This is a genomic window from Protofrankia sp. CiT1 (assembly GCF_917627335.1).
Classification (GTDB): domain Bacteria; phylum Actinomycetota; class Actinomycetes; order Frankiales; family Frankiaceae; genus Protofrankia.
The window spans coordinates 4,590-14,933 of the sequence record NZ_CAKJTP010000089.1; the positions used below are offsets into that span (position 1 = coordinate 4,590).

Annotated in this window: 11 protein-coding genes; 9 read left to right on the top strand and 2 right to left on the bottom strand. The window is 64.7% G+C overall.

The window, feature by feature from the left end:
- The first annotated feature begins 182 nt into the window (after positions 1–182).
- The 9 genes from MJ785_RS14555 to MJ785_RS14590 all read left to right on the top strand — a co-directional run bounded on the left by MJ785_RS14555 (position 183) and on the right by MJ785_RS14590 (position 9,001).
- A complete protein-coding gene (locus MJ785_RS14555; protein ID WP_239311203.1) occupies positions 183–860 on the top strand; it encodes an AIM24 family protein in 678 nt (225 codons plus the stop codon).
- Between the two features lie 76 nt (positions 861–936).
- Positions 937–1,887, top strand: a complete 951-nt coding sequence (locus tag MJ785_RS14560; protein WP_239311204.1) for an AIM24 family protein — start codon at positions 937–939, stop codon at positions 1,885–1,887.
- Between the two features lie 64 nt (positions 1,888–1,951).
- Complete coding sequence (locus MJ785_RS14565; protein ID WP_239381339.1) at positions 1,952–2,866, top strand: sucrase ferredoxin; 915 nt, start codon at positions 1,952–1,954, stop codon at positions 2,864–2,866.
- Positions 2,867–2,962: 96 nt separating this feature from the next.
- On the top strand, positions 2,963–5,836 hold the full coding sequence (locus MJ785_RS14570) for a hypothetical protein (protein WP_239381341.1): 2,874 nt from the start codon (positions 2,963–2,965) through the stop codon (positions 5,834–5,836).
- Positions 5,837–5,991: 155 nt separating this feature from the next.
- Positions 5,992–6,315 carry a multidrug efflux SMR transporter gene (locus MJ785_RS14575; protein WP_239311206.1) on the top strand — a complete coding sequence of 108 codons (324 nt, stop codon included), beginning with the start codon at positions 5,992–5,994 and terminating at the stop codon, positions 6,313–6,315.
- 229 nt (positions 6,316–6,544) lie between these two features.
- Positions 6,545–7,009, top strand: a complete 465-nt coding sequence (locus MJ785_RS14580; RefSeq protein ID WP_239311207.1) for a flavodoxin family protein — start codon at positions 6,545–6,547, stop codon at positions 7,007–7,009.
- 106 nt (positions 7,010–7,115) lie between these two features.
- Positions 7,116–7,238, top strand: a complete 123-nt coding sequence (locus MJ785_RS21960) for a hypothetical protein (protein ID WP_255727657.1) — start codon at positions 7,116–7,118, stop codon at positions 7,236–7,238.
- A gap of 221 nt (positions 7,239–7,459) precedes the next feature.
- On the top strand, positions 7,460–7,915 hold the full coding sequence (locus MJ785_RS14585; RefSeq protein ID WP_239311208.1) for a ricin-type beta-trefoil lectin domain protein: 456 nt from the start codon (positions 7,460–7,462) through the stop codon (positions 7,913–7,915).
- Positions 7,916–8,701: 786 nt separating this feature from the next.
- Complete coding sequence (locus MJ785_RS14590; protein WP_239311209.1) at positions 8,702–9,001, top strand: hypothetical protein; 300 nt, start codon at positions 8,702–8,704, stop codon at positions 8,999–9,001.
- Between the two features lie 128 nt (positions 9,002–9,129).
- Here MJ785_RS14590 and MJ785_RS14595 read toward each other — a convergent pair whose 3' ends face one another.
- Entirely contained in the window at positions 9,130–9,444 is a 315-nt protein-coding gene (locus MJ785_RS14595; protein ID WP_239311210.1) for a 4a-hydroxytetrahydrobiopterin dehydratase, read from the bottom strand.
- Positions 9,445–9,455: 11 nt separating this feature from the next.
- Positions 9,456–10,344: transcriptional regulator (locus MJ785_RS14600; RefSeq protein ID WP_239381345.1), on the bottom strand; the 889-nt coding region annotated here is incomplete at its 5' end.

Below are 10,344 nucleotides of genomic sequence, written 5' to 3' on the forward strand. Positions count from 1 at the left end.
CTCTAAGAGCGCGTTTGAGATCGTCATTCCGGCTCGCCGCGTCCAGGCGCCCCTGGCTGCGTTGTCGGCCACACCGATACAACTCATCCGGTATCGCTTCGGCCTTCCGCCTTGCCAGGGAGCCCCTGGACGCGGCTCACTGATCGAAAGCCCGATCTCAAACCCCCTCTAAGGAGGCTGTGGTGCAGGGAACGTTGATGGACCACTTCGGCCAGACCCAGTTGATGGACCGGATGAGCAGGCACGGTTCCAAGATTGTCAAGATCGTCATGCAGCCCGGTCAGGACCTGTTCGCCAGGGTCGGCTCGATGATCGCATACGAAGGTCTCGTCGACTTCAATCCCCAGCCACCACAGCTGCGGCGGATCGCCTCCTCCTGGGCAACGGGCGAGGGCGTGCCGTTGATGACCGCTGTCGGGCAGGGCCTGCTCTACCTGGCCGACTACGGCAAGGAGGTCATCGTCGCTCAGCTCGCGGGTGAGGGCCTGTCGGTCAACGGCAAGAACATCCTCGCGTTCGACGCCACCTTGCAGTGGGGGATCGAACGCGTCCGCGGCGTCAGCATGCTGTCCGGGATGGGCATGTTCAACGTGGTCATCCGCGGCCACGGCTGGGTCGCGATGACCGCGAAAGGCAATCCGATCGTGCTCGACACGCGGGAGGCACCAACGTTCGTCGACACCGACGCGCTGGTCGCCTATACCGACGGCCTGCAGGTCCAGCCGCGGCGGACCGCTCGCCTGGGCGGGCTGATCGGTCGCGGTTCGGGTGAGGCCTTCCAGCTCGGCTTCTCCGGTCAGGGGTTCGTCGTCGTGCAGCCGAGTGAGGACGAGCGGCCGAACATGTCAGTTCGTGGGTGACCTGGTTCGCGCTGGGTCTGGTTGGTGCTGGGTCTGGTTGGTGCTGGGTCTGGTTGGTGGATGAGAGGATTCGACGATGAGCCACGGTGGATTCGCGGGTGGCCCGTCCGGCGGCTACCCGCCCGCGGGCGGTGGGATTCGCGGCACGCTCCTCGGTAATCCCGAGGTGTCGACGGGGGAGCGCTTCACCCTGCAGAACGGCAAGATGCTCAAGGCGACGCTCGGCGCCCAGGGAATGCGCGAGTTCTACGCCCGTAAGGGTGCGATGGTCGCCTACCAGGGCGGCGCCAGCTTCGACGGGCACTGGGAGAGCTGGGGCCACCAGTTCCGCTCGCTGTTCCAGGACGGCGAGGGCCTGAACCTGATGAAGGTGTCCGGCGGCGGCACGGTCTTTCTCGCCCACCAGGCCCAGGACGTGCACATCCTCGACCTCACCGGTGACGGTCTGACCGTGGACGGCAAGAACGTGCTTGCCTTCGACCGGGACCTGCACTGGGACGTCGTCCGCATCGACTCCCAGGTCTCGATCGCCGGAGCCGGCAACTACCAGGTGGAGCTGTCGGGGAACGGCAAGGCCGCGGTGGTGACCTCGGGCGCTCCGCTGGTCATGCGGGTGACGCCGCAGAACTACTACTTCGCGGATGCCGACGCGGTGGTCGGCTGGTCATCGAGCCTGCAGGTGTCGATGCAGGCTGCCGTGACGTCGTCGTCGGTATGGAAACCGCGCGGGAACACCGGGGAGAGCTGGCAGATGCAGTTCTCCGGTGACGGATACGTGATCGTCCAGCCATGTGAACTGCTACCGCCCTACAACGCGCTCGCCGGTGCGGGGCTGGCTGGACATTTCGGGTTCGGCGAGGCCGGTTTCGCTGGCAACCAGATGCAGGGGCATGGTGCCGCGGGGCAGGGCTCCCCAGAACAGGGCCACGGCTCTGGCGGAGGACTTCCCGGCGCGCTCGGTGGTGCGCTTGGTGGTCTGTTCGGCAATCAGGGGCACGGCCGGGGCGGTCTGTTCGGCGGCCGCTGACCGCATGACCTGCCACTCGATGACGCTGCCCTTTCGCTGTGCGCCGTGGACACGGGAACAGGGCGTGGACCCGATCGGGTCGGCACTGACCTGCGACACCCTGCTGCTGGTGGAGGTGCCACCGCCGTGGCCGCGCGATGTGGGCGAGATACCCGCCTTCGCGGAGGCTGGGCGCCGGGCCCGGCCCGATGCCATGCGTCGGACCCGGTTGCTCGCGGTCAGCCCGACCGGCGACGTCACACCCGGCCGCGAGTCGCGAGCGGGCGTGCGGGTCACCCGGTGGCAGCGCACGGGTTCGAACCGTTTCGTGGGCGCTGACCACACCGTGCCTCGTGAACGGCTTGTCGACGGGCTCGTCCGGCTCCTTGACGGAGGTGACGGCGCGTACGACAACATCACGGCTCAGGCCGCGTCTGCCGAGGTCCTGCTCTGCGGCCATGGCCAACGGGACCGGTGCTGCGGCCGGGACGGCGCCCGCCTGTGGATGGAGATGGCATCGCGCTGGCCCGGCGTGCGAGTTCGCCGGTGCAGCCACCTCGGCGGGCATCGGTTCGCCCCGACCGGGCTCACTCTCCCTGACGGGCGGGCCTGGGCGTTTCTCGATCCCACGACCCTCCACCAGATCGTGCGTCAGGACGCCCAGCCGAGCGAGCTGCGTGGCAGTTACCGGGGCACCACCGCACTCGACCGGTGGGGGCAGGTGGTCGAGCGGGAGCTGTTCGAACGCTTCGGCTGGGGCTGGCTTGACCACGAGTTCACCTCGTCGCGCACCGTTGTCATGGACGGCGGGCGGGCCGCGACCGTGGAACTCGCCTGGCATGGGCCGACCGGGGAGGCGAGCGCCACCGCGGTGGTCGAGGTCATCCGGGAGATTCCCCTGCTGGTGTGTGGTGAACCGCCGGAGTCCGCTGAGCGGACAAGCCCGGAGCTTGCCCCGCGTTTCGTCCTGATCCGCCATGGAGCTGCCCCCCTCCAGTGATTGCCGTATGCGGCTGGCCGTATATTCGGTGTTTCATTGCGGACACAAAGCGGCCAGGCATGGGTGAACCGATCGGTTGGCTTCCGGGGGTAACCCGTGCCCGGCCGGTTGGGGGCTCTGTTGATTCCGTTTTTCGACGGTGTTGTCGTGTTATTCCGGTTGGTCGACGTCCTGGTCATGCGTCGCCGACCGGTCAGGACGGTGTTGCCGCTCGTCTGTCTGGAGCGTGAATCCGGCCAGGATGGGCTGTTGGCCGATATCCTGGCGCGTTTGCGGCAGCCGATTCCGGTATCAGTGCCGAGCGCCCGGGTCGATGCCGGGACCGAGCACGCGAGAATCGCCTCCACCCACCTGTCTGGGGAGGCCGGGTCACCATTACCCCCGCCCCGGCTGCCGGTGCTGCACGCACTGTGCGCCGAACTGGGCCGGGACAAGTTCGGCATGCCGCGGCTGCGTTTTGACCACTATCTGCTTGCCGACTGGCTGACCCGGCAGGACATGCGGGGGAACGGACTGGGCGACCAGCCCACGGAGCTCCTCGGCCGGCTCCGGGATCGTTTCCGGGGAAACTCGCCGAATCCTTTCGCTGGTCTTGCCGACGGCGTGCCCGACCCGACGGTCAGGTTCGTGTTCGTGTTCGTCGCGCGGCTCTGGCTGCTGGTCCGGTTCTGGCTGCGGGTCAGCGGGCGGGTACCTGGTCTGGGGCGCCAGACCCGCTGGTTCATGCGTCAGCGGTATGTGGCGCCGGGAGCCGGGAACTTTGTCGGGTTCGCCGAGCGGCTCACCGTCGGCGCTGTTGACAGCGAAGTCCCCGAAGAGGTCGACAAGCTGCTCGTACACGCGTTTCTGCAGGACCTGCGGACGGCGTACCGACGCCGGCCGTGGCGGATCCGGGCCTGGCGGCGGACGGCGAACCCGGTGGCGCTGATTGACAACATCACATCGGACAACGGTGGGGTTGCTTTACTCAACATGATCGGTGATGTCCGCAGCGAGACCGGCCGTGACGATCCGCTGTTGGTGATCGCTAGCTGTGATAGCCAGCTGGCTATTTGTGATCTTGCCTGGCCGAGTATGCCGGCCGAGCCCGTGGCCGTGGCTCTGGATGCCGAGGCCCACTGGCTCGACGGATTGGGACGGCGCCGCCGACGGCGCGATCCCGGCGCATGGGTGCTGCGACTGACGGTGCCCGCTGCCCGTCAAGCCACCGTGACCGAGGCAGCCGAACTGGCCCACGTACCGCCTTTTACCCCGCGGCGACCGCCGGTGCCAGCCCGTCCCATGGTGCTGACATCCCTGGTCACCGTCGTCGTCCTGGCTGCCGCCACATCGCTGCTGTGGGTCTGCTGGCCCCACCGCCTACCGGAGTGCCTGCGGTCGTCGGGCGCTGGGATCTCGGTCGAGCTGGTCCCGAACAAGGTCGGGACACCCGACTGCGTCGGATACAGCGACAACGCCAACCGGATATTCGGGGCCACGGGTGATGAGAAGCAGCCGGGCAGCAAACGACTGCTGGCCGCTCAGCGTGAGATATTCCGGCAGAACGAGTGCGCTCGGGACATACACGAGAAATACCCGACGCGCCCGTACATCACCCTGGTCTATCTGGCCGGGTTGAGCACGGCATTGGACGAGGGGGATGCGTGGAGCGCGGCGCAGAGCGAGGAGCTTGAAGGAATTCTGCTCAGGCAGACCACCCAGAACGGTGTCCTCGCAGCGGACGGGGCTTGCAATTTTGCCGGCGCGGACAGATCTGACCAGCCACTGCTGCGGATTGTCATAGCCAATGGCGGATCGCGTATGAGCAGCGCGGTCGACGTGGTCAGGAAGAACCTCGTACCGCTCTTCACGGACCGGAGCGTGGTCGGCGTCCTGGGCCTGGACCGCAGCATCCCGGAGACCGAGGACGCCATCGCGGAACTGGGGCGGAACGGCATCCCAGTAATGGCGACAACATTGTCGGGGGATGGGATGGCTGACTTCTCTCCACTGTATTTCCAGCTGGTGCCGACGAACAAGAAGGAGGCGCAGCTGGTGGCGAGGTACGCAACCTATCTGAAAAAAACTCGGGTGCTCGTCTCCTACCGATACGAGGATACTGTAGAACCCAAGGACAGGTACGTATCGACCTTGGTAGATGATTTGAAGGAGGAATTAAAAGAGAAGTACCATGACCGGGCGTGGACGGCTCGGAGCCAGCCGGGATCCAGTAGTGAATCCTGCGAGGGGGGTGATACCGTACTTTTTTACGCGGGCCGCCATGAGGATTTCGCGAAATTCGTTAACTACGTCCACGGCCAGTGCAAAGATGTGCCGATCGTCGCTGACGACGCGGTATCCCGTGTCATCGCTGTCACCGGCTCCTCCGATGCCGCCACGCCGGAGACCAGCAGGATTCCCGCGGGCGTGACAGTCGATTACGTCTCCAAGGCCAGTGCGGTCGTCCTCGCTGGTCAGGATTGTTTCAGGGGTATTTACAAACCTGACAACAATCCGGGTCAAGGGGCTATGGCGAATTTCTGCACGGACTTGGGTGAGCTCTACAAGAACAGGTTGCCGGAGCTGTTGTCAGGAGGCGACGGGCAGCCGCAGCCGGTCCCGGGACTGCGGTGGCCGGGTGAGCGAGTCGGCCTCGCCTATGATGCTGTCGGCTTGTTTCTGCGTGCGGCGAGCGCGCCCAAAGGCTACCCGGAGAGATTAGGGAGGTTCACGCCGAGCCCATCCTCGGTCGGTCAGCAACTGCGGGACATCATCGGCTCCCAGCGGGACCCGGAGTACGCCACGGTGACAGCGGATTTCGATTTCAGGGGCGCCCGAGTGGCCGACAACAGGGAACTGGCCGTGCTGGAGGTGCCTGATGTCCGCAGGTCGGCTACCACACCCACCTGCGTGTATCTGCTCAGAGATAACAACAGACTGTTCGGAAAAGACTGTCTGGCCGTGCAGCAGTCGGCGGCCTTGTCGCGGTGAGGGGCGGTGAGGGGCTGACCGGGCGGGGCGAGCCGGAATAATGATCTCAAACAGGCGCTGAGCACAGTCCCGCCGATCAACAGCGGTATCCGTGCGGGGCCGCGGAACAGGTTCTCAAGGGCACCTGGCACGGGTACGGTTCAGGGGTGGCCGGGGTGGTGGTCGTGCAGTTGGTCGCGGCGATCGCGGTCGAGGTCATCGCCACTACGTCGTTGCGGGCGTCCGACGGCTTCACCCGCCTGTGGCCGTCGGTCGTCGTGTGCGCCTGCTATCCGTTGTCGTTCTACCTGCTGTCCCTGGTGTTGCGTCAGATCTCGATTGGAGTCGCCTACGCGGTGTGGTCAGCCGTCGGTACCGCGGCTATTGTGATTATTGGCATCGTCGTCTACGGGGAGCCCCTGACCACGGTCAGGATCATCTCGCTCCTGCTCGTCGTACTTGGTGTCCTCGGCCTGCAGCTCGGCGGAATCCGCCGGTGATCTGTTCGTCCATGCGGCGGAGCCGAAGTCTTTGGGCGTGCCTGTTCAGAGGCCCAAGATTGTAGTCCGTGCCATGACCGCGGGTATGTCTCGATCAAGTCTCATGGCACGTCCCTTCTGATTGTCTCATCGGGAACTGGGGCCGCCGCGCCTGGACCGCACGATATGCTGCCGCCCTGTTCTCCGGGAGAGGGAAGGCAAGGCGATAAGGCAAAGGAGATGCGGTAGGATGGCCCCGATGCCGACACTACTCGTTGTTCACCATACGCCGTCGCCGACAATGCAGGCCATGCTTGAGGCGGTAATAGCAGGGGCGCGGGATGACACCATCGAGGGCGTAACGGTGGAGGTGCGGCCGGCGCTGGCCGCCACGGCGGTTGATGTACTGGCAGCGGATGCCTATCTGCTGGGGACTCCCGTGAACATCGGATATATGTCCGGGGCGCTCAAACATTTCTTTGACCAGATCTACTACCCCGTGCTCGAGGCGACCATCGGCCGACCGTATGCGTTGTACGTTCACGGCAACTCTGACACCACTGGCGCGGTCCGCGGGGTCGAGACGATTGCCACCGGGCTGAAGTGGAAACGCCTGCGTGAGCCCCTGTCGGTTGTCGGCGAGGTGGACGCCGCCGTGCGCGAGGCTTGCTGGGAGCTTGGAGCAACGGTCGCGGCCAACCTGATGCCCGCGTGACCTGGACGTCTGAGGCTCAGGCCGGTCCAGAGTGAGCGATGAACCAGTCAGTGATCTCGCTAGGCCACTCTGTGGAGATCCGAGAATCCGCCGGCGGTTGGCCAACGTGTCCGCGGCCAGCTCCCGGGCCAGGTGTGCTGCGGACAGGGTGCGTGCCGCCACCATCCTCATCACCGAGCTCCTCGGCCAGTCCACCGACATCACCCGCCGTTACACCACGCACTGTTAGTGCTACGCTACGCATTGCTGGCGCGTTTCGTGCATGACCTGTTTCATTGTGCGATGATGTGACATCCGCTATAGGGGCCAATGGGCAGTATTAGCTGATTAGGTGCTAGTTCCACCCGCGGCCCCGGACAGCGGATGAAGGCCCGAAGCCGGCCGCCTGTGCCGGCTTCGGGCTGCGCCACGCGTATCTGGCCTTACGGGTTGTCACCGAGGAGGAAGACCGTGCGTAAGAGGCTCGTCGCAAGAATCCTGCCGGTTCTGATCGTCCCCATCGTCTTTTTGGGGTTCACGGCAAGCAGCGCTTCGGCATTGTCCGGAGGGCCGTGGACCTGGAAGAACACCGCCACGTTGCGGTGCCTGGACAGCAACACCAGCGGCAGCGTCTACACGCTGGGCTGTAACGGCGGTGGCTACCAGCTGTGGACCAACACCCCGCTTACCTACGGGGACCAGATCAAGGACTATCAGACCGGCCGGTGCCTGGACAGCAATGCCAATGGCAGTGTCTACACGCTGGGCTGCAACGGTGGCAGTTACCAGCAGTGGAAAGTCACCTATAAGGGCACATACGGGTACGAGATTAAGAACGTGGCGACAGGATTCTGCTTGGACAGCAATGCCAGCGGCAGCGTCTACACGCTGGGCTGCAACGGCGGCAACTTCCAGCGCTGGAAATAAACGTCCGAGATTAGGGCTTGCGCCATCACCCTGATGGGTATCCGGGTGTTCTGCGGCGAGAGCCGTCCGCACCCTGCCGATCTCGGCGTTTAACTCCCCGCCCCCGGTTGGCTCAACCAGTCAACCGGGGGTTTCTCCGGTCGGCGGACAAGCTCGACTGTCGTGGTTACGCCACGTTGGTGTCCCAGGCCAGGCTGATGGCGTGGATTTCCATCGCTGTCGGCCGCTCGGGACAAGTGACCTGGGCGGGTTCAAACGGTCGATCGCGTCGACGACGAGCGCCTTGGACCTCGGATCGAGCCCGTTGACCCAGGCCAGGAACTCGTTCGTGACGCGGACTTCCCACTCGTCCACAGGGGAAGTTTAGCAAATTCTCCACCTTGGAGCAGGGTCGGCAGCGCCGAGCCGGCGGCCTTCTGTGCAGCTTGCCATGGTTCCCGATCTTGTGGGCATGTAGCGTGATCGCGCGAGGCGCACGACTTTCGGCAAGTTCTGTGAGCAGAACCGTGGCTAAGGTAGGGGTCGCATATCCACCGTTAGTGTTCGACCCGTCACCATCTATGCCGGATGGCCCATCGGCGGAGGGGACGGTTGCGGCGGCAATTATACGCAAGAATCGCCGCTGAAAACCCGCAACAATTGCACCCCAAGGCCACGAATGGGCCGGCAACCTCGACCCGACCGGACAGGCGAGCGGCCATTTTTTGTCAGTCAAGTCTTGATGGAAATAACAATTTCCCCAATAGTGGATCATGGCCGTTATCGTTACAGCCCGAAGGGAAGGCCGTGGCCACCGTACAAAAGAAGGTCTCCGACATCTCCGGGGAAATGGCGGATGACGAGGAGTTCGGCGCCCTCACCGTCAAAACCCACCCGCTGCTGGATGCGCCCTGCCAGCTCGACATTTTGCCGTCAGAAGTGGCGGCAATGAAGGAAGCGGGGGACATCGTGCTGTGCGCGGTGAGGCTGCCCGGCGAAGACCAGGCCCGCCAATTCGCCGTGACCCTGCCCGAGTTCCGGAAGGTCGTGCCTGACGCGGCACTGGAGAAGGCACGGGGCGTGCGGGGGCGCCGGGCGCGTACCTAATCGCCCACCGCTGGGGCCAGTAATCGCACTCACCAAACCCGTAGTCGCGCCCCTCCCAACGTAACACCGGCATCACGGGGTCCAGAGCCATCGTTGTCTCTGGACCCCTCGCCCATTTGAGGCCGCACTCATCCGGCCGGAATATATTTAGCCATCACGTCCTCGATTCGGGCCACCAGCAAAAAATCGAGTTCCGTAATCTTCTGCCCGGCCGTGTAGGTGGTGAGGCTAAAGTGCAGGGTCTCCCAGCGCAGGTCAATATCTGGATGGTGCTCAAGCTCCTGGGCTGGTCCCATTACGTCGTTGATCGCCTTGACGCTGGTGTAGTAGTCCAGGTGAAAGCTTTTATGAATTTCTTCCCGATCCGGGGCTTTTTCCCAGCCCGGTAGCGCGCTGAGGCGGCGGGTGACTTCCTCGGCCGGTAGCGGGTCGCGTACTCCCATGTCACACCCTCCTACAGTTGGGCGAGCAATTCCTTTACCTCGTGCCCCACCGGATCAGCGTGCCAGGGGGTGAGGTGATGCCAGACGCCCTCCAATTCCTGGCGCAGCCGCGCCGAACTGGTTTCTTGGGCGATGGTGACGGCCTGGCGCACGGCGCCAACCACGGCGTCCGGCTGGTGGGCTTGGGCGGAGGCTACGGCCTGACGCGCCCGGTAAACGCCCGCATCCCGCCGCGCGGTCGTGGGCAGGCCGGTTATCACCTGCTCCCACAGGGCCACCGCCTCCGCGCCGAGGCCAAGCCTGTTGTAGCAGGTGGCGCGCTGGGCCTCGATGTAGCCGGGGGTCCGGCGGCAGGCGTTGTACCAGGGGTAATCGTCATCCACCTGGGGCAGGAGCGCGGCGGCTTTATCCAAAGCGTAATCAGCGCCCCGGCGGTCGCCCATGAGGGCAAAGCCGTGGGCGGATTGTTGCATTGCCTGTACCCGCACCTTCGGGCACAACTCCGTTTCATCCACAAGGGCCGCGCTTGTGAGGTCCAGTGTGCCGGGGCCGTCCTGCTCGTCGGTGCAGATCATGGCCTTATTAGTCAGGGCGTGACGGATAAGCTGGGTATCCCCGACCCGGTGGGCGAGTTCCAGCGTGTGATTCGCCCAATGGGAGGCCGTACCCAAATCCCCGGCGTCCTGGTAAAGCCACGTCACCAGGCCCGCATAGGCGGCGTTAGTGCGCAAGAGCGCCCGCCGTGCATCGCCGCGGGCCACGGTGAGGAGTTGGCGTAGCAACTCCTGTTGTACCAGTACCGAGGGGATCACGGTGTAAGGGCCTAGCGTAGCCTCGGCCGCATAGAAGCTGTCAATTTGTGAGGCGAGGTACTCGATGGCCTCGGGCGCTACTTGCTTA

Coding starts and splice junctions, on each gene's coding strand:
- MJ785_RS14560 (WP_239311204.1), top strand. CDS start 937: ATGAGCCACGGTGGATTCGCGGGTGGCCCGTCCGGCGGCTACCCGCCC.
- MJ785_RS14580 (WP_239311207.1), top strand. CDS start 6,545: ATGGCCCCGATGCCGACACTACTCGTTGTTCACCATACGCCGTCGCCG.
- MJ785_RS14595 (WP_239311210.1), bottom strand. CDS start 9,444: ATGGGAGTACGCGACCCGCTACCGGCCGAGGAAGTCACCCGCCGCCTC.